Raw genomic sequence first — 26,434 nt, 5'->3', positions numbered from 1 at the left:
TATTGCGCGAAATAGAGTACTCTAATTTTCAGTCAGGTGGGAGAATATTTGGTTGAAATTAATCCATTTGCTTGAAAAGTAGGCAGGTGATTGCAGAGGTTCTTAGTTTTCCTAAATCACCATAGCGATAATTGTGATTCTTCTTGTTGCGCTGAGAGTTGATACAGTCCGACACCAATTAAGCGAAATTGAAAATGTTCAGGAATCTGCATTTCTGATAATAAAATTTGCACCACTTTTTGCATATCATGTTGTGAATTTAAAGCCTGTTTGAAGCTTTTACTGTGTTGTAAAACCTGAAAATTTTTAAGTTTTAATTTAACCGTCACTCCACGTGCTTGCATGTTTTTTTTATCTAAATTTCGCCATACACGCTCAATCAAATTGTCCCAATAGAGGCTACATTGTTCCAAAGTGAGATCATCATCAAAGGTGGTTTCATTGGAAATTTGTTGTCGTTGCCGTTCGGTTTGTACAGGACGCTCATCAATGCCTTGCGCATATAAAAATAATTGCTTGCCATATTTGCCAAAATGTTGAATGAGTATGTTTTCCTCGATTTTTTGTAAATCTCCGAGTGTTTCTAAGTGTAGATTTTTAAGTTTTTCTTGCGTGACTTTGCCAACACCTGGAATTTTATTGAGTGGTAGATCATGAATGAAATCTTTCACTTGGCTTGGTTTTATGATGCAAATTCCATTCGGTTTATGCCAGTCAGAGGCAATTTTCGCGAGGAATTTATTGGGCGCAACACCTGCGGACGCCGTCAGTCCTGTGATACGAAAAATATCAGCACGGATCCTTTCAGCAACTTCGGTCGCACTGGGAATATTGTGTAAATTTTCAGTCACATCTAAATAGGCTTCATCTAAAGATAAGGGTTCAATGAGAGGGGTGTAGTATTGGAAAATTTGATGAATTTGTGCTGAAACTTCTCGATATTTTTCAAAATGAGGTTCGATGACGACAACTTGAGGACACAGTTTTTTGGCTTGTGACATCGACATGGCAGAACGTAGTCCAAACTGACGAGCAGGGTAGGATGCTGCGGCAATCACCGCCCGTGGGTGATGCGAGGAAATGACAACAGGTAAGTGTCTGAGGTCTGGGCATTCACGCAATTCTACTGAAGCGTAGAAAGCGTCCATATCAATATGAATGATTTTTCGCATACATGCTCAAGTCAAAGCGACGAGATAGATTTTATCTTAACTGAATTGGGCGGAGGACTCATCTTTAAAATCTGTGTGCGTCATATTTTATGGTATTAAGGTTTTAAATGGTTGCTTTGCAAAAATTGCTGCCATTGTGTCTCATCACCATAAAAAACGTTTAAATCTACATTTTTATTGATGCCTGAAATTTTGCTTTGATTGGTCGTTTGCCAAAATGTCCAAGGTCTTTTGTCTTTTAGGTCTGGCTTATCGTGGTATTCACGAATCCAAATCGGGGTGGTTTGGAATTCACCGATTAAAATAATATTGTAAAAATTTTTAGAAGTATAAAAAATGGGTTGTTTACCATAATGCTGTTGTAAACGGTCATGCATGGTTTTGATTTGTTTGAGCAGTTGTTCTTTCGTAAACATATTGATGCAGTTACTGTCATATTCTAAATCGATGACGGGCGGTAGCGCATCAGGCTTGTTTGGCACAGTTTCAATAAAATTTTGCGCTTGAATCTCACCCTCACGGCACAGACGGAAAAAATGATAAGCACCTACTCGCATGCCACGTTCGCGTGCTTTGAGCCAATAGTTTTGGAATTGTGTATCTTTAAAATCGCCGCCTTCTGTGGCTTTGAGATAGACGAATTGATATTGTTGTGGTGAGATTTTTTGCCAATTGATTTGCCCTTGATGATGTGACACATCAAAACCTTGAATTGGATAAGGCTCAGCAGCGGCAATCTTAATCTGTAACATGATCAAAATGAAGCCGATCACACAGCACAGTATCAGCATGATCAATGCGATGCGATGATGAGTGAGCTTTGTAGTCTTGGCTGAGTTTTTGAGCATTGTCATTCTAAAAGAGGCGAGATTTATAGTTTAACGTGAACTGTTTGGCAAAACCATGACCATGATGAGCTATCTTTTAAATCGCCTGATCTTTAGGGATCTGATAGAAAATAATAGCAGTAAAAATGTTGATTAAACCTAAACAAATCAAAGTGTAATGAAAGGCTTGTGTAACCTGTGCTTCACCTAAAAAGTGCGTGAACACATTGAGTAAGGTTCCTGCTAAAGCAATTCCGATACTCATCGAGAGCATCATGATCATGGACAAAAAACTATTACCACTGCTGGCATCTTGTTGAGGTAAGTCTTTGAGGGTTAATGTATTCATGGCAACAAACTGTAAAGAATTTAGCGTGCCAAAAACAAAGAAATGTAATGCTCTTAGCCATGTTGGTGTGTCTGCTGTCGTCAGTGCAAAACTTGCAATACATGCACCGACCAAAAAAGTATTGATCAGTAAGAATCTTCGATAACCCATTTTAGAGATGATCGGACGGATGATCGGTTTAGAAAAGAGCGAGCCCAATACGATGGGTGTCAGCATAAGGCCGGTCATCAGTGGTTCCATCTGAAAAGCCACTTGCAACATCAAAGGTAAAATAAATGGAATTGCATTGCTGCCGAAACGTGCAAAGAAATTGCCCAAAATGCCAAGGGCATAGATTTTATTCTTAAATAATTTACTGCGAAATAGTGCATTTTGATGGGTATGGGCGTGATAGGCATAGATTATGGCGGCAATCAAACCGCTTATCAATAAAGCAAGACTGACGCTTTTTGAAACTTCACGACTTGCAATATTTTCAATACCCAATGCCATACCTACCATCGCAATGACCAATAAAATAAAGCCACTGAAGTCAAACTTTTTCACTGAAGGTTCGGTGGCATTGGGCATGGCTTTAAAAGTAACAAATATGCCTAACAGTCCAATGGGTAAATTGATCAGGAAAATCCAATGCCATGAAGCAAACTCTACCAACCAACCACCTAAAGTTGGTCCCATGAGTGGTCCCATTAAACCCGCCAAACTCATTAAACTCATCGCAGACAAAAACTGTTCACGGGGAATAATGCGTAACATTGCCAAACGACCAACCGGCAGCAGCAATGCACCACCAATACCTTGTAGTACTCGAAATGCAATTAAAGTATTGAAACTACTTGAAAATGCACAACCGAGAGAGGCGAGTGTAAAAATCACAATGGCAGCAAAGAAAACATTTCTCACACCAAAACGATCAGCAAGCCAGCCACTGAGTGGAATACAGGCTGCAACAGATAGTACATAACTGATCACCACACCATGCATGCGTAATGGATCTTCCTGCAAACTTTCTGCCATAGAGGGGAGTGCAGTATTGATAATGGTGGTGTCTAAACCTTGCATGAAAAAGCCAATGGACACCAAAAAGACCAATAGATAAAACTCAGGCTGTAATTTTTGATGCGATGGCGTGGTGGTCATAGCTCTGCAAAAGTTAGATTTTTTAATATTCTAAAGTAAACGTTATATGAAAGCTGTAAAAAGCATGTTTTGTTTTGGGTGAATAAATGCTCATCATTTCATTAAGGGGGGCATGATAACCACAATCCACAGATCTATTGAGCGACTGTGTATACAATAGGCCTAAAACTTGATCCCACTGGTTTTTGCATATGATGTTAACAAGGTAGTGTATTCGATCTATTATTTTAATCATTATTTATCATTTTCAAATGCTTATAACTATTATTTCTGCGTTTTTCTTTTGATTTTTGCAGAATATGAGAAATTTAAATTTTGCAAATTCATAAAAGTGTCATAATCTCGCATACTTTATCAAATTGAAGAATGTCGTATATGCGTCTACATAAAGGTATGGCACTGTGAGCATTGATATTTTAATGATCATTGGCTTTTGTTTAGCAGCTTATTCAATTGTGGGCAACGACGTACCACAGACTTTAGGAACATTTATTTCCTCCAATGCTCATCGTCCTTGGTGGATGTTATGGTTATATACCAGTACGATTTTAACCCTTGTACTGCTGTATGGCTGGTGGGTATCAGGTGTGGGGGATGCATCTTATGGGCGATTAGAAACCATTCCATTTCCCAAAGAGGGCATGACATGGTTGTATGTGATTCCACCTCTCATTTTGTTATTTCTTACGCGTTTTGGTATTCCTGTCAGTACTACATTTTTAGTACTCACCATTTTTTCACCAAGCAGTTTGAGTGCCATGCTGACGAAGTCGATGATGGGATATGCCGTTGCATTCGTTGCGGCTATTTTGATTTATCGTTTTGTGGTGAAAAAAGTCACGATTTATTTTAGTGAAACACGACATGAACCCACACCCAAAACGTGGATTGCTATTCAGTGGGTAGCAACAGGCTTTTTATGGAGTCAGTGGTTAATTCAAGATTTGGCAAATATCTTCGTTTATGTACCGCGTGTTGTGCCGTTGTGGTTTATGTTATTTGCGATCGTTGTATTTATTACGTTACTTGGCGTAGTGTTCTATCAGCGTGGTGGGGCAATTCAAAATATCATTGATACCAAAACTGGAGTGCAAGATGTGCGCTCTGCAACCATTATTGACTTTATGTATGCATTCATTCTTTTGATTTTTAAAGAAGTGAGCAATATTCCCATGAGTACGACATGGGTGTTTTTAGGTTTGCTGGCAGGGCGTGAGTTTGCTATGGCAATGCATTTAAACGAAGTCAATAAGTATCGGACGTCTCGTAATGTCAGTAAGGATGCAATGAAATTAATGTTTGGTTTGGCGGTCAGTATTTTATTAGCAACGGCGTTGCCATGGTTATATGGTTGGATCACATCTTAAATATTGAAATTAAAAAATCGAGTCGTTGGCTCGATTTTTTGTTTGACTGCTTTGTCTAAAAGTTTAAATCACAAATTTTTTCGGTGCATGTAAATTACGAATGGCAGAGAAAATTTCATCTTCTGTTTCACAAACGATTAATTTTGCACGGTGTTGTGGCGGTAAAAAACCTTCCTGAACTGCATGATCAAGCTGTGCAATCATGTGGTTATAAAAACCATTGACGTTATATAACATCATTGGTTTTTGGTGTTGATTAAGTTGCCCCCAAGTGGCAATTTCTAAAATTTCTTCAAATGTTCCTAAACCGCCAGGTAGCGCAACAAAAGCACTCGCACGCTCTGCCATCATGGCTTTTCGAGCATGCATATTTTTAACAATATGTAATTCCGTTAGATTTTTATGCGCAACTTCATAGTCCAACATAAACTCAGGAATGACGCCAACAACTTCTCCGCCATGTTCAGTGACTGTATCTGCAACTTGTCCCATCAAGCCAATACTTGCACCACCATAGACAATACCAAAACCATGTTCAGCAATACCGGTTGCCAAATGAATGGCTTTTTCTTGATAAATCGGGTGATGACCAAAGCGTGAACCACAATAGAGCGCAATTAAAACTTGTGTTGTTTGATGTTCGGCTAATAGAGTTGGATCAAGTGGATTGCTTAATGCATTATTCATAAATTATTTTTCACCTTCATCATTAAATCTTTATTTTTCATTACGATTCTACGCCATAAATATGACAAGGTTGTATGCAGTTATGTTTTGTTTGCAATGTTTTGTAATGTATTGTGTTTGAATTTACTGTGAAAAGCCTGATTTATAGAGATTTTGAAAAAAAGGATGAATTCCTAAAGAGTCTTGATATAATTGGCATCTGTTTTACAACAAACAAATGAATCAACATGGGTAGTGGTTGTCATCGCTCCGAAAAAACATATTCTTCTCACATAACAAAAGTATTCCATCCATTGAATCTAAGCTGCAGTTTACGCAAAAGCATCGTGCTTCTCTGGTCTAGAGAGGTACAGTCATGATTTTAGAATGGATGTCCGATCCTTCCGCATGGGTGGGTTTGGCAACGCTTGTGGTCCTAGAAATCGTTCTTGGGATTGATAACCTTGTTTTTATTGCAATTCTTGCAGAAAAATTGCCCCCTGAACAACGTAATAAAGCACGTATTTTAGGGCTAATGCTCGCATTGTGTATGCGGATGGTCTTGTTAGCGTCCATTGCATGGGTAATTACGCTGACCAATCCTTTATTCTATATTTTAGAACATCCATTTTCAGGGCGAGATTTGATTCTACTATTTGGTGGTGTGTTCCTACTGTTTAAAGGCACAATGGAACTGCGAGAACAGCTCGAAAGTCATGGTCCGATCAAAGAAGAAAATCCTGTACATGCCGCTTTTTGGATGGTAATTGTTCAGATCGTGGTATTGGATGCAGTATTTTCATTAGACAGTGTCATTACTGCCGTGGGCATGGTGAAAGAACTCTCTGTGATGATGATTGCAGTTGTAATCGCCGTGGGCATCATGCTATGGGCATCTAAGCCATTGATGGAGTTTGTGAATAAGCATCCAACCATCGTGATTTTATGTTTATGTTTCTTGATGATGATCGGCTTCTCGCTCATTGTGGAAGGATTTGGTTATCACATTCCAAAAGGCTACTTATATGCAGCGATTGGTTTCTCAGTCATGATTGAGTTCTTTAACCAAACCATGCGTAAAAACCAAGAAAAATCAGTAACGACTACAGATTTACGCTTTCGTACAGCTTCCGCAGTGATGCGTATGTTAGGTGGAAAAAGTGCGGCAAGTTCTGATATTCAAAGTCATAAGCCTGAAGATGTTCTTGCGACACAAGCTTTAGCTGATGAAATCTTTGATTCAGAAAATAGTGCTTATCATAGTGTCATGGTGCAAGGTGTTTTAGGTTTATCTGAGCGTCCTGTAAAGTCAGTGATGACACCACGTCCAGAGCTAGAGTGGTTAGATTTAGATGAAGATGAAGCCACTATTAAAGAAAATTTAATGTCGATGGCACATTCACGTTTAATCTTGGCACATGGTGAATTGGACAATATCGCAGGGATTGTACCCACCCATAAAGTACTCAACGATTATATTGAAACGGGTATTTTAGATTTCGAAAAACATCTACGAGAGCCTGTAATTGTGCATGAAAATGCACAAGTATTGATGGTGATGGAGCAATTACGTCAAGCTCCTTTACAGATGGCAATTGTACTGAATGAATATGGTTCAATCGAAGGGATTGCTACACCCATCGATGTGTTAGAAGCGATCGCAGGTGAATTCCCTGATGAAGATGAATTAGAGGCTGCAGCTGAAAGTTTAGAAGATGGTTCATTGATGCTTGAAGGGTCAACTGACATTCGTCATGTGTCTTTACTTTTAGGACGAGATCTTGTTGATGAGTCTGAACAATATTCAACACTGTCTGGCTATATTTTATTTCATTTAGGGCGTTTGCCTGAAAGTGGTGTGAAGTTTGAAGCAGATGGCTATATGTTTGAAGTGGTCACAATGGATGGACATAAGATTGATAAAGTTCATATTGTGCCCTTGGAAAAACCACAAGATGATGATTGATCGTTTTAAATCATCTTCTCTGCAATAAGCTGCCGTGTGCAGCTTATTTTTTTGTTTGAAAAATAGCTTGTATTGCACTCTTATCATCATCTTTGCAATTGATCTGCATTTTGAAAGTGATTTTTTATAAGCGCCATTTTCTGGTTGGTGATGCGATTGTATGAAGCGATATGAGCTATGTCGTTTACTTGTTCTTGCATTCACGCTAAGGTCATTGTTTGAAATTAGAAAAGAATATAGCGAACGTAAACGAAGGGTTTTGATTTTAAAATTATAAAAAATATATGTTTAGCAATTTTTTGCAATAAGCGAAAGGCTGATAACTATACTGATTTTAAGTGTATTCATTAATGCTCTTTTTAATTTTTTATTTGATATTTACATAGGGTAATAAAAAGAGCGTATATCAAATACGCTCTTTTTATGCATGCCTTATAGCAGTTTATTGCACTTCATTGATCAATTTTTCTAAAGAATCATGTGATTCTTGATGATTAGAGGATTGAGAGTGCGAATTATTCATCGCAGGTGGTGCTTGACGTGTAGGTGTTAATACGCGCTCTACATCATTACTTTGGCCTGGTAAATCATCAAAGTCATTGGATGGATTACGAACAGGTGCCACAGGTGCAGGACGATAAATAGGTCGTGCTAATGGCGGTGAGGTGCGATACTGTTCTTTCTTCGCTTGCGTATTTTCTCCATTTTCAGATAGACCACGTTGTTCTCTTGAAACTGGGTCTTTAGCATTTTTATCGAAATGTACCCATGCTGATGGTGTCCCTTCGAGAGCTTTACCCATGAAGTTAGTCCAAATTGGAAGTGCAGCAATACCACCGTATTCACGGCGACCAAGGGTTGATGGTTTATCAAAACCCACCCAAGCAATCGTCACTAACTTACCATTAAACCCAGCAAACCAAGCATCTTTTGCATCATTGGTTGTACCTGTTTTCCCGCCAATATCACTACGACCAATTTTCAATGCAGCACGACCTGTACCATGCACAATAACATCACGCAAAATATTGGCCATATCATAAGCAGATTGTGATTTTAAAATACGTTGTGCTTGACGATATTGGCTTTGCTCTTCTTTACTGAGCGCTTTAGGCGCAGGTGTTTCTTCTACAGTTTGATTGGTCATTTCAATGACTTCATCATCAGGGGTTGTTGCTTCTGCATCAACATCTGTATCTTTTTCATTAATACATGAAATACATGCATATTCAGGTTTGGCTTCATAGATGGTTTTGCCATATGCATCTTCAATACGGCTGATGAAATGCGGTTGTACACGATACCCACCATTGGCAATTGCAGCATAACCTGTTGCCATTTGCACAGGTAAGACTTGCGGTGTACCTAAAGCAATGGTGAAGTTACGTGGAATTTGATCCTCTTGTAAACCAAAGTCCATTAATAATTGACGTGCACGCTCTACACCAACACTTTGCAATAAACGTACTGATACCGTATTTCGTGATAAATACAACGCTCGGCGCAAAGGAATCATACCCAAATAACGACCATCTGAGTTTTTCGGTGTCCAACGTCCGATGGTAATAGGATTATCATTCACCATACTATAAGGTGTCATGCCGCGCTCAAGTGCCAATGCATAGATGAAAGGCTTAATTGTAGAACCAGGTTGACGCCAACCTTGTAAAGCTCGATTAAATTTAGATTGATAAAAGTTATAACCACCGACAATGGCCTCGATCGCACCATCATTCGGATTGATTGCAATCAATTGTCCCTGAACTTTAGGCACTTGAACCAATGCCCACGCAGTTTTTTCATCATTAGGACGTAAACGAATAATATCTTTGACTTTGACAATCTGTGATGCACGGCTATATCCACCACCAACGCTATTGGCATTACGATATGGACGGACCCATGACATGCCTGACCAAGGAACAGTGACTTTAGAGCCATCTTGCATTAGGGCATCAAAACTATTGGCATAGACTTTAACCACTTCAGCAGGATAGGTGTTCGCATATGGTAAAAACTCATTAAGAGGCTTATCATGTGCTTCTGGACCACGCCAACCATGACGACGGTCATAATCTTCTAAGCCTTTTTGTACAGCATCTTCAGCATATTGTTGACGTTTACTGTCAATCGTCGTATAGACTTTATAGCCAGAATCTACTGCAATTTCGCCAAATTTTTCAACCAATTCGGAACGAACCATTTCACCAACATATGGAAACTTATTGTTTATACCACGGTCAGGCATACTCAAACTGACAGGTTCTGCCACAGCTTTGTTGTATTGTGCTTGATTGATATACCCCAATTGCAACATACGTCCTAAAATCCAATTACGGCGTTCTAAAGCACGTTCAGGATTAGCAACAGGATTATATTTTGAAGGTGCTTTGGGTAATCCAGCAATCATTGCCATCTGCGCAATACTGAGTTGATCTAAGCTCTTGTCATAATAAATTTTTGCTGCTGCTGCGATCCCATAAGCATTTTTACCTAAAAAGATTTTATTGACATAAAGTGTCATAATTTCTTCTTTTGATAAATTTTGTTCAATCTTTCTTGCTAAAAAAACTTCTGTTAATTTTCGTTTTAAAGTACGTTCAGGTGATAAATAATAATTCTTAGCCACCTGCATGGTGATCGTTGAACCACCTGTTTGTGCACCACCAGTGACAGATTCACTGACAGCACGCCCTAAACCTTTAAAACTTACACCGCTATGTTCAAAAAAAGATGAATCTTCAGCAGCCAAGAACGCATGAATAAAGTTTTTTGGGATTTGATTGTATTCAACGGGTACAGAAAGTTTGCCACCATATTCCGCAATTAATTGATTATCCGCAGTATATACCTGCATAGGTTTAAGTAATGGCGCCTTTTTTAAAGAGCTCATTTCTGGTAAAGATGGTGCAATATAGAGGTACATTCCATAAAAACCCATCGGGATTGCTATTAAAATAATGATAATCAGCAAAAAAAATGGATGAACATACCCTGATCGAGATAGCTTTTTCATAACAAGTAAGTTTTAATAAGAGCTAATAGCAAACTAATTGATGGTCAGTATAGCTTTTCGTTTAGCAGATTGTTAGATGACTTATTGTATCTATAAAAAATTTAGACCAATTGCAATCAGTTTGTGACGTTTTTGGGGATAAAAATAATAGGAATTCTGTCGTGCTTAGAATAAGTCGTAAGCAAGTTAAGGGGCTTATAGGGGTAGATATCAGTTCAACCTCTGTAAAGATATTAGAACTCTCTGTTAAAAACGGTCGTTATTGGGTGGAAAGCTATGGATTAAGTCCATTGTTAGATGGAAGTGTGGTTGAGAAGAATATTCTCAACCCAGAAGCAGTTTCGGATGCTTTAGAGCGTGCGATGAATATTGCCAATCCTCAATCCACGAATGCGGCTGTAGCAGTGACTAACTCTATGGTGATTCAAAAAGTCATTGAAATGGATGCAGACATGAACGATGAAGAACGCGAAGTTCAAATTCGTATGGATGCAGAGCAATATATTCCATTCCCATTAGATGAAGTCAGTCTAGACTTTGAGGTTTTACCTGACAAGTTACCTAACCCAAATCGGGTGAATGTATTGCTTGTTGCAACACGTACTGAAAATGTCGACTCGCGCGTTGAAGTACTTGAGATTACTGGATTGACTGCAAAAGTGGTTGATACAGAGAGCTATTGCATGGAGCGTGCCTTTGAAGTATTCGCGGATACTTTACCTATTGGCGCGAATATGGTCGGGATCTTAGATATCGGGCATACCATGACTACACTGTCTGTCATGCAAAACGGTAAAATTATCTATACGCGTGAACAAGTCTTTGGGGGGAAACAGCTGACCCAAGATGTACAAGCGCGTTATGGTCTTTCTTATGAAGAAGCGGGCCGTGCCAAAAAAGATCGCTCATTGCCTGATGACTATGAAACAGAAGTGTTGATTCCATTTTTGGAAGCTGTTGTTCAACAAGCAGCACGCTCATTACAATTCTTTTTCTCATCCTCTCAATTTAATGAAATTGATCATATTTTATTGGCTGGAGGCAATGCCAATATTCCAGGACTTGCGAAATTATTACAACAAAAATTGGGTTATCGAGTCACTGTGGCAAATCCTTTCTTACAAATGGGTTTTTCACCACAAATCGATTTGAAAAAAATAGAAAATGACGCACCTTCCTTAATGGTCGCATGTGGCTTAGCAATGAGGAGTTTTGATTAATGGCAAAGATTAATTTACTCCCATGGCGTGAAGAACTAAGAGAACAACGAAAAAAGCAATTTGTTGCGATTAGTATTGGAATCGCTGTATTGGGGTTTATCATCGTATTATTGGCTTGGATGTATTTTAATCAAAGATTAGATGATCAAGAACAAGCAAATCAATTGGTTACTAGCACTAATCAGAACTTGGATACGCAATTAAAAACATTAGATGGTTTGCAAGAACAGCGTAATGCGATTATTGAACGTATGAAACTAATTCAAGGTTTACAAGGGCAGCGTCCTGTAACTGTGCGTTTAGTGGATGAGTTAGTTCGTGTTGTACCACCTGCAATGTATATCACTAAATTTAGTCGGACTGGAGATAAGTTTACCATTGAAGGTAAAGCAGAAAGTCCAAATACGGTCGCAGATTTTTTACGTGGTTTAGAAGCATCAGAATGGTATCGAAATGCCTTCATGAATTCATTCTTGGCGGCAGAAGAAAACAAAAATAAACCAGCGACTTCGGTTGTCCCGAGAGCTGAAGAATCTTATGGAAGTTTTGTTGTGAGTGTGGATATCGGGGAAATTGCACAAGCGGCGAAACCTGATGCAGAACAGGCACAAGCAGCTGGAGGTGCTAAATGAGTCGTTTAGATCTTGAAAAAGCAGATTCAGTCAAAGATACTCCGCAAAAGAAAAAAATGTCTGTAGATAAATTTTTTCAGCAATTTAATACTTTAGATATGAATAACTACGGGAGCTGGCCAATTTCGGTCAAAATTACCTGTTGGTTATTTATCCTATTTGTCGTGTGTGCAATTGGTTATTTTCTGGTGATCAAACCAAAACTTGATGCGATTGATTCAGCGCGTGCACAAGAACAAACCTTATTAAATGAATTTAAAGAAAAAGATTCAAAACTTAGAAACCTTCAACAATATCAAGCACAATTGCAGCAAATGCAAATGGACTTTACACAACAGTTGGAGCAGTTGCCGAAAGAAACTGAAATCCCAGGTTTGGTTGAAGATATTAACGTCACAGGTGTGAGTTCTGGTTTGAAATTTAAAAACATCAGACTCGAAGATGAAATTCAGCAAGAATTTTTTATTGAACAACCGATTTCAATTGAAGCAACAGGCGATTATCATTCTTTTGGTGGTTTTGTGAGCAGTATTGCTGCTTTACCGCGAATTGTGACGTTGCATGATTTTACCATTACAGCTGAAGCGCCAAAAGATGCGAAGTCTGATGTGCCTTTAGTCAATTATGTTTTAAAAGCTAAGACTTATCGTTACATCGGTACAGATATTGAAACTACACCTGCTTCTGGTCAAGTCGCTTCTGATACAAGTACGACAGCAACAACGACTTCAGCAGCAGCAAGTACAACTTCAAGCTCAAATAACTCTTCACAAACAACAAATAACAAGGGGAGAAGATAAGCATGAATTTATTTAAATTAATCAGTGGACTCTCTCTTGCTGTTTTATTGGTTGGATGTGATTCACGTATTGATGCAGTCAATCAACAAATGGCAGAAATTCGAAATCAGCCACCATTACCGATTGAACCTGCGCCGACTTTTGAGCCTGTACCAAGCTTTAACTATTCTGCTCAACAATTACGTAGCCCATTTCTACCGAGTTCATTGGCAAATGAATTGAAAATTATGTCAGGGAAGCGTGTTTATCCAAACTTCTCAAGACAGCCACAACCTTTAGAAAGTTATGCGCTTGAAACTTTAAGTTTTAAAGGCAGTATGAAATCAAATTCAGGGCAAATCGTGGGTCTGATTCAAACACCTGATAGAGAAGTAGAACGTGTACAAATAGGCAACTATTTGGGAATGAATCAGGGGCGAATTATTTCAATCACTCCGACACGAATTGATTTATTAGAGATTATACCTGACGGGCGTGATGGTTATATTGAACGACCACGTAGTCTAGTCTTGATCGGTCAGTTAGATTGAGCATGAAGGAATAAAAATGAAAAATAGCATTAAAAACTTTTGGGGTGGGGACGGCATATTTATGAACACTTATTTACGTCAATTTTCAATGGCGGCAGTATCGATTGCGGTGATGCAAGCAGCTGCTGCACAAGTGACAATGACCAATGTAGTACCCATGCAACTACCTGGGCAAGGTACAGAAATTCGTGTCATGTTTAATGGTTTACCACCACAACCTCAAGCATACCAATTAGAGTCACCCTCTCGCTTAGTACTTGACTTTAATGATACGAAACAAGGACTAACACAAGCAGCAATTCCTGTGTCTACTTCAGAAGCTTCGGCAGTTAATGTTGCTTCGGATGCACAGCGTTCACGTTTGACTGTTAATCTCAATAATAAAAGTACTTTCACAACACGTGTTGAAGGCAATACTTTTATTTTAAAAATTAATAGTGCCAATCAAAGCAATACTCTTGAAAATTTTGCACCAGCAACAGCAAAATCTGCACAAGGTGTATCGGATATTGGCTTCCAACGTGGTAGCAAAGGTGAAGGTCAGGTGAGTATCAATTTGGCAGGTGTGAATACTCCTGTCGATGTACAACAACAGGGCAGTAAAGTTGTTGTGCGCGTGTTAGGTAATAAAATTCCGACACACTTAATTCGCCGTTTAAATGTCAATGATTTTGCAACACCTGTAGCAACTATTGATGCACACAATGATGGTAATAATGGTGTGATTACCATTCAGTCCACTGGTAGCTATGAATATATGGCATACCAAGCTGAAGATAAACTCACAGTCAGTCTGAAACGCCCTGAAGACACACGTCCAAACAAACCGAGTTCAAGTCAAACGTATACAGGTAAGAAAATCTCTTTAGACTTCCAAGATATTGAAGTACGCCGTGTATTGCAGCTGTTGGCTGATTTTACCGGAGTAAACATGGTTGCTGCAGACTCTGTGCAAGGCAATATTACCTTACGTTTAAAAGATGTCCCTTGGGATCAGGCACTTGATATTATCCTGAAAACCAAAAACTTGGACAAACGCCGTAGTGGTGATGTAATTTGGATTGCACCTGTACCTGAGTTGATCAAGTCAGAAGAAGATGAAGCTAAAGCGATTGCGCAGAGCATTAAACTCGCACCGATTCAAACTGAATACATTCAACTCAGTTATGCCAAAGTTGCCGATGTACTAAAATTATTAGAGGATTCGCGCAGCGTTAAAAATGCACAGACAAATGGCACAACAAATACTGACTCATTAGCACTTGAAAGTTTACTTAGTTCACGTGGTAGTGCTGTTGCAGATACAAGAACCAATACATTGATTATCAATGATACTGCACAGAATATTGATAAAGTTCGTAAAATGGTCGATTTGCTTGATGTGTCTGTGAAGCAAGTGATGATTGAAGCGCGTATTGTCCGTGCATCTACGGGCTTCTCGAAAGAGATGGGCGTAAAATGGGGGATTTTATCGCAAGGTGTACCTCGTAATAATGACTTGCTAGTTGGTGGGAGTGATCAGACATTAACAGATTTAAAAAATCCTGATGATGATGGGAAAATTACCATTACTCGTCCAGATAACCTAAACGTTGACTTAGGTGTGGCCAATGCTGCAGGTAAAATTGCATTTGGTTTGATTAGTTTGTCTGATTTTATGTTGGATTTAGAATTATCTGCTTTACAAGCAGATGGTTATGGTGAGGTGATTTCGACACCAAAAGTTATGACAGCCGATAAGCAAAAAGCGAAAGTGTCTTCAGGTCAACAGATTCCATATACCACAACGACAAATTCTGCTGCGGGTTCAACAGCAACCACTGAATTTAAAGATGCATTGCTGAGTTTAGATGTGACACCAAGTATTACACCTGATGGGAAAGTTCAAATGCAATTGAACATTACCAGCGATTCACGTGGTGATACAGCACCAAATGGTGAAGTGATTTTAAATAAAAATGAAATCAATACCAATGTGCTTGTTGATAATGGTGAAACTGTCGTGCTAGGCGGTATTTTTGAACAAGAAACGCAAAATACCACAACGAAAGTTCCATTCTTTGGTGATTTACCTTATATCGGGCGTTTATTCCGTAACGATGCTAAAGTTGAAAACAAACGAGAGTTGTTAATCTTTGTGACTCCTCGAATTATTAATGACAGTCGTAGTAGAAATCATTAATATACTTTCAATGACAGCAATTCAATAGGTGACTCCTTGCCAAGCAAAGAGTTTGAAACCCTACCAAATATTTATTTGGTAGGGCCAATGGGAGCAGGAAAAACAACTGTTGGTCGACATTTAGCAGATTTGTTAGGACGTGAATTTCTAGACAGTGATCATGAAATTGAGCGTAAAACAGGTGCAACCATTCCTTGGATTTTTGAAAAGGAAGGGGAGACGGGATTTCGTTCTCGTGAGTCAGTGGTAATTAACGAGTTAACGACCAAAAAGAATTTAGTTCTTGCTACAGGTGGTGGTGCAGTCACACAAGCGGTGAATCGAGAATATTTAAAACATCGTGGTATCGTCATTTATTTATATACGCCTGTAGAACTTCAATTACAACGAACCTACCGTGATAAAAATCGTCCTTTATTGCAAGTGGAAAATCCAGAGCAAAAATTAAGAGACCTGTTAAATGTTCGTGATCCTTTATATCGAGAGGTCGCACATTATATTATTGAGACCAATCAAGGTGCTGCGCGAGATTTAGCACAACGTATTTTACAATTGATTATTTCTAAAGATATTATTTAATCTTGGTTGTTAGGCATAGGTATTCATGCAAACTTTACATGTTGAACTTGGTGATCGTCGTTATCCAATTTTTATTGGTAGTCATTTAAACCCGCAAGAATTACTCGAACCTTATATTCAGGGGCAGCAAGTGATGATTGTGACAAATACAACTGTACAAGCTTTATATCTAGAATATTATGTTGAAGCGATTAAGAAATTAGGAAAAAAAGTTGCCACATGCGTGTTGCCTGATGGTGAGAAATATAAAAATATTGAACATTTGAATTTAATTTTTGATGCTTTATTGGAAAATGGTTTTAACCGTGATGCAACGGTATTAGCACTGGGCGGTGGTGTGATTGGAGATATGGCTGGTTTTGCTTCAGCATGTTTTCAACGAGGTGTTTATTTCATTCAGGTTCCGACAACTTTGTTGTCGCAAGTTGATTCAAGTGTGGGTGGTAAAACAGGAATTAATCATCCACTCGGCAAGAACATGATTGGTGCATTTCAGCAACCCCAGGTGGTTTTAGCCGATATGGCACAGCTGAGTACCTTGCCACCGCGTGAGTTATCAGCAGGTTTGGCTGAAGTGATCAAATATGCTTTGTTGGGCGATGCAGAATTTTTAACATGGCTTGAGCAGAATATCGAGGGTTTGCTGAAACAAGATGCTGAATTATTAGCAGAAGCAGTTTATCGTTCATGTGCGCATAAAGCACGTATTGTGGCTAATGATGAAAAAGAACAAGGTGAACGTGCATTGCTCAATTTAGGGCATACCTTTGGGCATGCAATTGAATCCTATCTTGGTTATGGTGAATGGTTGCATGGCGAAGCTGTAGCAACAGGTATGGTCATGGCGGCTGATCTATCTCAGCGGATGGGGTGGATCAGTGCTGATGATTTAGAACGTACAAAAAAAATCATACAACGTGCCAAATTACCTATAGTATGTCCTAAAATTCCACTTGAGGAGTTTTTGGCATATATGTCACACGACAAAAAAGTGTTAAATGGTCAATTGCGTTTGGTGCTCATGAAGCAACTTGGGCAAGCAGTAATTACCAAAGATTTTGATGTAGAGTTGATGAAACAGGCAATTCTCGCTAACCAAGCATAATAAGGTTCAGGCAATGGCAGCAATTCGTTTAAATTGGCAGAATATTCAACACTATATTTGGTTAATAATGGGATTGCTGTGCTTTGTTGCTGCACTGATTTTTTGGGCCATGACGGATACCAAAGAGTTGGTTGAAGTCAGTAATCCAATTGAGGAAACTCAAGTTCAAATCCAACCTGAGAAAGTTGCTGCAACGACCCATCTTGGTGCATTAATGGATGAAGTCCGCCCACTTGAAATGACCACGCGAGTGGTTGCTTCAGGTAATCATGAGCCTGAGTTTCGTGGGACTAAATTTTTTGAGGAAAATAAGAAAAATTATATTATTGAATTGTTTAAATCATCGAATGAAGATGTGATTCGTGGTTTTTTATTGAAGCAAGCAGACCGTAAAAATTTGATTTATTTTCGTTTAAGTGCTGAAGATCAAGCTGAACAATATGTCATGGCATATGGTGTTTATAAAAATGATGATCAAGCCAAAGCAGCATTACAACAACTAACCACATTAAAATTACCAAATACGATTCAACCGCAAGTAGTTGGTTTGGAGCAATATGCAAGTTTGGTCAATGATTTGGGTTCAGAGGAAATGTTGGGTGGAAATAAACTTTATAATATCAACTTAAGACCTGCTGCATTACCTATTATTGATGAGTCTTTGTTGGCACAGCCTAAGCCTGTTGCGCCATCTTCTTCTAGTACAACCAAAACAGTCGCACCTACAACTTCGACACCCTCTACAGCTCCAGTAAATAAAGATCCAGCAGCTACAGAGCAAAAGCGGCCAATGACAACCACAACGCCTACAACGAATACAACAACTGCACCAACAATAGAACGAAAACCAACTACGCAGGAAATTAGTGACCCATTTAACTGAATGGTACTAAAATAGAGCGAATTTGGGGCTAAATAAAAGCATTTGCACAAGAATGGTGCAATGATGTATAAAAGAAATAAAGAATAAATACTGAAAAGAAGCTTTATTTTTATTAGATTTGCATTAAATGGTGAATAAAAATAGGTTTTGGCATATTTATTGCTTTATTGGTGCATTGATTGATGAAGTTGTCCCTATTTTGGCGCAAACTGATTAAATCAATTGATGCTTGAAACCAGTTGGATTGCTTTAAATAAGTGCAGAGTGAACAAGTAAAAACTATTTGCAATTTAATTCAAAACGAACTGGAGTAGTGAGAACCGAAAGTGTATTACTAATGATTAGTCAATACTCTCACTGGTTTTATATATTAGATTTTTGCCCTTATGGGCCTTTGTTAAAAGAAGGGTACGCTATGCACATGCCATCGCCTAATACTGTAGCTCCCGCTCAAGGTTTATACCAACCGGATGAGTTTAAAGATAACTGTGGTTTCGGTTTGATCGCCCATATGCAGGGTGATGCAAGTCATGACCTCGTCAAGACCGCAATTCATAGTTTAAGTTGTATGACGCATCGTGGTGGTATTGCTGCAGATGGTAAGACCGGTGATGGTTGTGGCTTACTCTTAGCGATGCCAAAAGCATTCTTTCGTGAAGAAGCAAAAAAAATCAGTGATATTACCCTGAGTGAAATTTTTGCGGTCGGAACCGTCTTTTTAAATTTAGATCCTGCTTTAGCAGCACATGCAAAACAAGTACTGACCAAAGAAATCGAAGAAGAAGGTTGTCGTGTGATTGGTTGGCGTGTCGTTCCAACTAATAATGATGCACTTGGTTCGATCGCAATGCAGTCTTTACCTGCATTTGAACAAATTTTTGTCAATTGCCCAATGGGTGTGACTGAAGCGGAATTTAACCGTAAGTTATTTATGGCACGTCGTCGTGCTGAACAAAAAATCACGAATGATCCATATTTTTATGTCACTACATTATGTTCAACTGTGATCAGTTATAAAGGGTTAATGATGCCTGCTTATATTGCAGACTTCTATACTGACCTTGCAGATGAGCGTTTAGATTCGCATATCGTAGTGTTTCACCAACGCTTCTCTACCAATACATTGCCACGTTGGCCATTGGCACAGCCATTCCGTTATTTGGCACACAATGGTGAAATCAACACCATTACTGCAAACCGCAATTGGGCTGCAGCACGTACCCCGAAATTCGAAAATCCATTATTACCAGGCTTAACTGATTTAAATCCGATTGTAAACCGTACAGGTTCGGATTCTTCAAGTATGGATAATATGCTTGAGATCTTGGTCGGTGGTGGTATGGACTTGTTCCGTGCATTACGTATGTTAGTCCCACCAGCTTGGCAAAACGTGGAAACTCTAGATGCTGACTTACGTGCATTCTATGAGTTTAACTCTAAGCATATGGAAGCTTGGGATGGTCCTGCAGGTCTGGTTATTCAAGACGGTCGTCATGCAATTTGTATGCTTGACCGTAATGGTTTACGACCAGCACGTTGGGTGATTACTAAAAATGGCTATATCACACTTGCATCAGAAATTGGGGTTTGGGGTTATGAACCTGAAGATGTAGTGTCTAAAGGTCGTGTGGGACCAGGTCAAATTTTAGTTGTTGATACTTTTACAGGTAAAATGCTTGATACTAAAGATGTCAGCAACCACCTGAAAAAAATGCGTCCATACCGTGAATGGTTACGTGAAAATTCAGTACGTGTACAAGGTAGCCCTGAGCTTGAAGAGTATTTATGTGACCAAGGTTTAAAAGGCGATGCTTTAAAATCGGCACAAAAAATGTTTATGGTGACCTTTGAAGAACGTGATCAATTGCTTCGCCCAATCGCTGAAAGTGGTCAAGAGGCTGTTGGCTCGATGGGTGATGATACACCAATGGCTGTATTGTCACGTCAAGTTCGCCATGTGACAGATTATTTCCGTCAACAGTTTGCCCAAGTGACCAATCCACCAATTGATCCGTTACGTGAATCAATTGTCATGTCACTCGAAACTTGTTTAGGTCGTGAACAAAATGTCTTTGAACAAGGTCCTGAGCATGCAGACCGTTTGATTATTTCAAGCCCTGTATTATCTAATTCAAAAATGCACCAAATTCGTACCCTTGGTCGTAAGGGATATGAAATTGCAGACATCGATTTGAACTATGCTGAAAACGAAGGTTTGGAAGCAGCAATTACGCGTATTTGTAGCGAGGCAGCTCAGGCGATTCGTGATGGCAAAACATTATTGGTGATTTCGGACAAAAAAATCCGTGAAGGTTTCTTGCCTGCCAATGCTGCGATGGTGACAGGTGCGATTCATCATTATTTAATTGAAGTGGGTTTACGTACCGATGCCAACATTATTGTTGAAACTGCTTTAGCACGTGATGCACATCAGTTTGCGGTAATGCTTGGTTTTGGTGCGACTGCGATTTATCCATACTTAGCGTATGACGTGATCAATGATTTGATCGCGAAAGGTGAGTTATTGGGCGATCCAATCCATGCACAAGCCAACTTCCGTAAAGGTATTGAAAAAGGCTTATTGAAAGTTCTTTCGAAAATGGGGATTTCGACTGTTGCCTCTTACCGTGGTGGTCAGTTGTTTGAAGCCGTTGGTTTATCTGAAGAAGTGGTCAATAAATGCTTCACAGGTGTACCAAGCCGTATTAAAGGTGCAACTTTTGTTGACCTTGAAAATGATTTGAAAAAACTGGCAGACACAGCGTGGAAATCACGTAAACCAATCGAGCAGGGTGGTTTGTTGAAATTCGTCTTCGACAAGGAATACCATGCCTTTAATCCTGACGTAATCAATGCCTTACATAAATCAGTGCGTTCAGGCAATTATGCTGACTTTAAAGAATACGCAGAGCTTGTAAATACACGTCCAATTGCAACCATTCGTGATTTATTAAAACTCAAAACTGATAACTCCATTCCATTGGAAGCGGTTGAGTCGGTTGAAGAAATTCTGCCACGTTTTGACTCAGCAGGCATGTCATTGGGTGCATTGTCTCCTGAAGCACATGAAGCGATTGCAATTGCCATGAACACCATTGGTGGTCGTTCAAACTCAGGTGAGGGCGGTGAAGATCCTGCACGTTATGGCACGATTCGTAACTCGAAAATCAAACAAATTGCATCAGGTCGTTTTGGTGTAACGCCTGCCTATTTAACGTATGCTGAAGTTTTACAGATTAAAGTTGCGCAAGGTGCAAAACCGGGTGAAGGTGGTCAGTTACCGGGTGGTAAAGTGAATGGCTTAATTGCACGTTTACGTTATTCTGTACCAGGTGTAACGCTTATTTCTCCACCACCACACCATGATATTTATTCAATTGAAGATTTATCACAATTGATCTTTGACTTAAAACAGGTCAATCCTCAAGCGATGGTATCGGTGAAATTGGTATCTGAGCCAGGTGTCGGTACGATTGCCGCAGGTGTTGCCAAAGCTTATGCCGATTTTATTACCATTTCAGGTTATGACGGTGGTACAGCAGCATCTCCACTTTCTTCGATTCACCATGCAGGTTCGCCATGGGAATTGGGTCTTTCTGAAGCTCACCAAGCGCTTCGCGTAAATGATCTCCGTGGTAAAGTGCGTGTACAAACCGATGGCGGTCTGAAAACAGGTTTAGACGTGGTTAAAGCTGCCATTCTTGGTGCTGAAAGCTTTGGCTTTGGTTCTACACCAATGATTGCTTTGGGTTGTAAATATCTTCGTATTTGCCATTTAAATAACTGTGCAACAGGTGTTGCAACTCAACAAGATCATTTACGTCAGGAACACTACATTGGTGAACCTGAAATGTTGATTAACTTCTTCCACTTCATTGCCGAAGAAACACGTGAATGGTTGGCAGCACTTGGTGTTGCAAGCTTAAAAGACTTGATTGGTCGTACTGATTTACTTGAAATGTTACCAGGTGAAACTGAAAAACATGCCAACCTTGACTTAAGTGCGTTGTTAGAATCGCATCCTGCTGCTGAAGGTAAAGCGCAATATTGTCAAGTTCAAGGCAATGCACCATTTGATAAAGGTGTTCTTGCAGAGAAAATGGTGGCAGAAATGTTGCCTGCGATTGAAGCAGGTACAGGCGGTGAATATCACTTTACTGTCGGTAACTGTGATCGTTCAATCGGTGCACGTATTTCAGGTGAAATTGCGAAGCGTTATGGTAACTTAAGCATGGAAAACCATCCTGTTAAAGTGAATTTGACGGGTACAGCAGGTCAGTCTTTGGGTGTGTGGAACGCAGGTGGTTTGCATATCAGCCTTGAAGGCGATGCGAATGACTATGTGGGTAAAGGCATGGCGGGTGGCCGTGTCTCAATTTTCCCACCAAAAGGCTCACCTTTCCAAACTCAAGAAACCGCGATTATTGGTAATACTTGTCTTTATGGTGCAACAGGCGGTAAGTTGTTTGCAGCAGGTACAGCAGGTGAACGTTTTGCGGTACGTAACTCTGGTGCGTTTGCAGTAATTGAAGGTGCAGGCGACCATTGTTGTGAATACATGACAGGCGGGATCGTGACAGTACTGGGCAAAGTTGGACACAACTTTGGTGCAGGGATGACAGGTGGTTTTGCTTATGTACTTGACTTAGATAATGACTTTGTTGATTACTATAACCATGAACTTATCGAATTGAACCGTATTTCTACAGAAGCGATGGAAGAACATCAAGAATTCTTACTTCGTATTTTGGATGAACATATTGCTGAAACAGGTAGTGCTTGGGCGTATAAAATTCGTAATGAGTTTGATTTTTACAGTCGTAAATTCTGGTTGGTTAAACCAAAGGCTGCAAATTTACAGACCTTATTAAAAACAACCAAAGCTGATCCACAATAATTCTACTACTGCTGATACATAGGCAGGCACAACAGATCAATCCACTGTTTGTGCCTACCCACGGAGAGAGACATGGCTGAGCGCCTAAACAATGACTTTCAATTTCTGGATGTCGCACGCCAAGACCCTGAGAAAAAAGATCTCAATGTCCGCAAAGCAGAGTTTGTGGAAATTTATAAACCTTTTACAGCCGAAGTGGCAGCAAATCAGACCCACCGTTGTTTAGGTTGTGGTAATCCATATTGCGAATGGAAATGTCCAGTACATAACTACATTCCAAATTGGTTGAAACTGATTGCAGAAGGTCGCATTTTCCAAGCGGCAGAGCTTTGCCATCAAACCAATACTTTGCCTGAAGTGTGTGGTCGTGTATGTCCACAAGACCGTTTATGTGAAGGAGCATGTACCTTAAATGACGGTTTTGGTGCAGTGACGATTGGTAATGCTGAAAAATATATTAATGATACGGCGTTTGCACTCGGCTGGCGTCCAGATATGTCATCTGTGAAATGGACCAATAAAAAAGTTGCCATCATTGGTGCAGGTCCAGCAGGCTTAGGTTGTGCAGATATTTTAGTGCGTAATGGTGTTAAGCCTGTTGTATTCGACAAGCGCCCTGAAATTGGCGGTTTGCTCACTTTTGGTATTCCTGAATTTAAAATGGAAAAAGATGTGATGAAACGTCGCCGTGAGATTTTCTCAGGTATGGGCGTTGAATTCCGTTTAAATACTGAAATTGGCACGGATGTGACCATTGATCAGTTACTTGCTGACTATGATGCAGTCTTTATGGGTATGGGAACATACACTTACATGAAAGGTGGTTTTGCAGGTGAGGATTTAGATGGTGTGGTCGATGCACTTGATTTCCTCATTGCGAATGTGAACCGCACCCAAGGTTGGGAAAAAGATCCGTCTGAATACATCAGTGTTGAAGGTAAAAAGGTGATCGTTCTTGGTGGTGGTGATACTGCGATGGACTGTAACCGTACTTCAATTCGTCAAGGTGCGACTTCTGTGACTTGTGCATATCGCCGTGACGAAGAAAACATGCCGGGTTCACGTCGTGAAGTAAAAAATGCACGTGAAGAAGGTGTGGAATTCCAATTTAACCGTCAACCGATTGAAATTGTTGGTGAAAATGGAAAAGTAACAGGTGTTAAATTTGTTACGACTCAATTGGGTCAACCGGACAGTCGTGGTCGTCGTAGCCCTGAGCCAATTCCAGGTTCTGAAGAAGTTTTACCAGCTGATTCAGTTTTATTGGCATTTGGTTTCCGTACGAGTCCAGCAGATTGGTTTGCAGATGCAAATATTAACCTTGACGGTTCTGGGCGTGTTGTTGCCGCTGAGAAACAAGAATATAAATTCCAAACATCTAATCCGAAAATTTTTGCGGGTGGCGATATGGTGCGTGGCTCTGACTTGGTAGTGACTGCTATCTGGGAAGGTCGTCAGGCAGCAGAAGGTATTTTGGATTACCTTGACGTTTGATTGGATGATACGTCTAAAATTCAAAGACCCATTTCCAAAGCCCGCAGTCATGCGGGTTTTGTTTTTATGATGAAATACAGGGTAAAATGTAAAAAAATATATGTGATTTATTTTTTATTATTCATTTCATATTCAATGGTTTATGATTTTATTTATAACCAGTGTTCTGCGGTTAAATTGGCTGAAATGACTCAATTAACGTTTATGCCAATTGTGTGATCATTTTGGCAATATACAATTTTGAATGATCTGTCAGTATAGATTTAAATTCCAACAAATGTAGGATTATCCCGATGACAGTTGCACAAGTGGCGAAAGAAAAATCATATTTAAACCGCCCAAAAGCGATTGGGATTAAAGTACGTAAACCTAGCTTTAACCCGAAAAATATTCGCAGACATTTTTTTGCGAATTCTCCAGTCATGTCACATTTATTGACAGCATTGTCTTCAACATTTCCAATTGGTGAACAATTCTTTGTTCATAGCGTGCGGAATGTGCGTGACAAAATCACGGATGAAAAATTACAAGCACAGATTGCGGCGTTTATTGGTCAAGAGGCGATGCATTCTAAAGCCCATGCTGATTTTAATGATGCTTGGCGTCGTGATGACTATAACTTAGATAGTTTTCAAGCTTGGTTAGGTCGTCGTGATGCTTTTATTAAGAGCGTGCATCCAAAGTTACAACTTGCGGTAACGGCTGCTTTTGAACATTTTACGGCACTCTTGGGGGGCTATATTTTACGTCATCCTGAAGTGCTGCAAACCTTAGATGACGATGCAATTAAACTGTGGGTATGGCATGCAATTGAGGAAATTGAACATCGTGCAGTGGCTTTTGATGTGTATCAAGCGATTTACCATGATGATCAAGTACGTCGCCGTGTAATGCGCAATGTCACGACAGGTTTTGCAAGTTTGACGTTTTATTCTGCAACGCGTTTATTTATGCAAGATTGGAAGAAAAGCTTACCTAAAGTGCCACAAAATCTTTTTGGTGTATATATGATTTCCAAAATGTTGATTTCATTAATTCCTGAATATTTGTCATATTACAAAGCAGATTTTCATCCTGATGAAATTGATTATTCAAAAATCGTGGCGTATTGGAAAGAAAAGTTAGCAGATGATTATGGCATGGAAAGCTTCCAAGAAGATGCTCATCCAGCTCTATATAGTTAATGCTTTGATATAAAAAAGCCAATGTCGATCATTGGCTTTTGAGTTAAATTTCATCATCAAACTGTTTAAGTTTACGTTGACGCTGCCAAGGTAAAGGGCGGTCAAGAGCTTCGGGTACATCACCTGAGGTGGAGCGTAAACGTAGGTGAATCGCGGCCTGTGCAATTAAATTTGCAGATACAGGTGCTGTGATAAATGCAAATAAAGTGATGAGCAATTCTGCAAATCCAAAACGACCTTGAAAAGCTGCATAGATCATCGCAGCCAATAAAAAGCTTCCTAAACCCAAAGTACTCGATTTAGTTGGTGCATGCAGGCGCATAAATAAATCGGGCAGTTTCACCATCCCAATGCCACCGACTAGCAGGAAGAATGCACCTACAATTAGGAAGAATGAAACAATAATTTCCATGATCAGTTGCATA

General features: G+C 39.6%; 19 protein-coding genes. 13 read left to right on the top strand and 6 right to left on the bottom strand.

All coding sequences use genetic code 11. From position 1 onward, the window contains the following. Window positions 1-116: 116 nt before the first annotated feature. The 3 genes from dinB to mdtD form a co-directional block, all read right to left on the bottom strand. The gene (gene dinB / locus HUV91_RS11935) at window positions 117-1,172 is read right to left on the bottom strand and encodes a DNA polymerase IV (RefSeq protein ID WP_174493491.1); all 1,056 of its coding nucleotides are present in this window, start codon (window positions 1,170-1,172) and stop codon (window positions 117-119) included. Window positions 1,173-1,267: 95 nt separating this feature from the next. Next, window positions 1,268-2,020, bottom strand: coding sequence for a GH25 family lysozyme (locus HUV91_RS11930; protein WP_174493490.1), 753 nt, complete (start codon window positions 2,018-2,020; stop codon window positions 1,268-1,270). 76 nt (window positions 2,021-2,096) lie between these two features. After that, complete coding sequence (mdtD, locus tag HUV91_RS11925) at window positions 2,097-3,488, bottom strand: multidrug transporter subunit MdtD (RefSeq protein ID WP_174493489.1); 1,392 nt, start codon at window positions 3,486-3,488, stop codon at window positions 2,097-2,099. A 401-nt stretch (window positions 3,489-3,889) separates the two neighbouring features. Between mdtD and HUV91_RS11920 the strand changes: the two genes are divergently transcribed. Further along, complete coding sequence (locus HUV91_RS11920) at window positions 3,890-4,855, top strand: hypothetical protein (RefSeq protein ID WP_130074421.1); 966 nt, start codon at window positions 3,890-3,892, stop codon at window positions 4,853-4,855. Window positions 4,856-4,918: 63 nt separating this feature from the next. Here the strand turns inward: HUV91_RS11920 and HUV91_RS11915 are convergent, their stop codons facing one another. Then, complete coding sequence (locus tag HUV91_RS11915; protein WP_174493488.1) at window positions 4,919-5,542, bottom strand: TIGR00730 family Rossman fold protein; 624 nt, start codon at window positions 5,540-5,542, stop codon at window positions 4,919-4,921. A gap of 355 nt (window positions 5,543-5,897) precedes the next feature. On the opposite strand from HUV91_RS11915, the gene HUV91_RS11910 reads away from it, so the two are divergent. After that, window positions 5,898-7,487, top strand: a complete 1,590-nt coding sequence (locus tag HUV91_RS11910; RefSeq protein ID WP_174493487.1) for a TerC family protein — start codon at window positions 5,898-5,900, stop codon at window positions 7,485-7,487. Between the two features lie 442 nt (window positions 7,488-7,929). Here the strand turns inward: HUV91_RS11910 and ponA are convergent, their stop codons facing one another. After that, window positions 7,930-10,503, bottom strand: a complete 2,574-nt coding sequence (gene ponA, locus HUV91_RS11905; protein WP_174493486.1) for a penicillin-binding protein PBP1a — start codon at window positions 10,501-10,503, stop codon at window positions 7,930-7,932. A 161-nt stretch (window positions 10,504-10,664) separates the two neighbouring features. On the opposite strand from ponA, the gene HUV91_RS11900 reads away from it, so the two are divergent. From HUV91_RS11900 to HUV91_RS11850, 11 genes are all read left to right on the top strand, one after another. Further along, window positions 10,665-11,723: a pilus assembly protein PilM gene (locus HUV91_RS11900; RefSeq protein WP_130074425.1), complete on the top strand. Its 1,059-nt coding sequence runs from the start codon at window positions 10,665-10,667 to the stop codon at window positions 11,721-11,723. After that, entirely contained in the window at window positions 11,723-12,355 is a 633-nt protein-coding gene (locus HUV91_RS11895) for a PilN domain-containing protein (RefSeq protein WP_130074426.1), read from the top strand. Before HUV91_RS11900 ends, HUV91_RS11895 begins: the two co-directional genes overlap by 1 nt. Continuing rightward, on the top strand, window positions 12,352-13,155 hold the full coding sequence (locus tag HUV91_RS11890; RefSeq protein WP_174493485.1) for a type 4a pilus biogenesis protein PilO: 804 nt from the start codon (window positions 12,352-12,354) through the stop codon (window positions 13,153-13,155). The genes HUV91_RS11895 and HUV91_RS11890 overlap by 4 nt, the downstream gene beginning before the upstream one ends. A gap of 2 nt (window positions 13,156-13,157) precedes the next feature. Continuing rightward, complete coding sequence (locus tag HUV91_RS11885) at window positions 13,158-13,685, top strand: pilus assembly protein PilP (protein WP_130074428.1); 528 nt, start codon at window positions 13,158-13,160, stop codon at window positions 13,683-13,685. 16 nt (window positions 13,686-13,701) lie between these two features. Next, window positions 13,702-15,867, top strand: a complete 2,166-nt coding sequence (gene pilQ / locus HUV91_RS11880) for a type IV pilus secretin PilQ family protein (protein ID WP_174493484.1) — start codon at window positions 13,702-13,704, stop codon at window positions 15,865-15,867. Window positions 15,868-15,903: 36 nt separating this feature from the next. Beyond that, a complete protein-coding gene (gene aroK, locus HUV91_RS11875; protein ID WP_130074430.1) occupies window positions 15,904-16,446 on the top strand; it encodes a shikimate kinase AroK in 543 nt (180 codons plus the stop codon). Between the two features lie 25 nt (window positions 16,447-16,471). Further along, window positions 16,472-17,551: a 3-dehydroquinate synthase gene (gene aroB, locus HUV91_RS11870; RefSeq protein ID WP_130074431.1), complete on the top strand. Its 1,080-nt coding sequence runs from the start codon at window positions 16,472-16,474 to the stop codon at window positions 17,549-17,551. Window positions 17,552-17,564: 13 nt separating this feature from the next. Beyond that, window positions 17,565-18,434, top strand: coding sequence for a hypothetical protein (locus HUV91_RS11865; RefSeq protein WP_174493483.1), 870 nt, complete (start codon window positions 17,565-17,567; stop codon window positions 18,432-18,434). Window positions 18,435-18,855: 421 nt separating this feature from the next. Next, window positions 18,856-23,331, top strand: coding sequence for a glutamate synthase large subunit (gene gltB / locus HUV91_RS11860; RefSeq protein WP_174493482.1), 4,476 nt, complete (start codon window positions 18,856-18,858; stop codon window positions 23,329-23,331). A gap of 72 nt (window positions 23,332-23,403) precedes the next feature. Then, entirely contained in the window at window positions 23,404-24,825 is a 1,422-nt protein-coding gene (locus HUV91_RS11855; protein ID WP_130074434.1) for an FAD-dependent oxidoreductase, read from the top strand. Between the two features lie 293 nt (window positions 24,826-25,118). Next, window positions 25,119-26,009 carry a metal-dependent hydrolase gene (locus HUV91_RS11850; protein ID WP_130074435.1) on the top strand — a complete coding sequence of 297 codons (891 nt, stop codon included), beginning with the start codon at window positions 25,119-25,121 and terminating at the stop codon, window positions 26,007-26,009. A gap of 43 nt (window positions 26,010-26,052) precedes the next feature. Here the strand turns inward: HUV91_RS11850 and HUV91_RS11845 are convergent, their stop codons facing one another. Beyond that, window positions 26,053-26,433 carry a Na+/H+ antiporter subunit G gene (locus tag HUV91_RS11845; protein ID WP_130074527.1) on the bottom strand — a complete coding sequence of 127 codons (381 nt, stop codon included), beginning with the start codon at window positions 26,431-26,433 and terminating at the stop codon, window positions 26,053-26,055. Window position 26,434 lies beyond the last annotated feature (1 nt).

The organism is Acinetobacter sp. Marseille-Q1623, assembly GCF_902809895.1.
Lineage (GTDB): Bacteria > Pseudomonadota > Gammaproteobacteria > Pseudomonadales > Moraxellaceae > Acinetobacter > Acinetobacter piscicola_A.
Note: the sequence above shows the minus strand (reverse complement) of the source record. Positions and strands in the feature narration are given on the sequence as shown.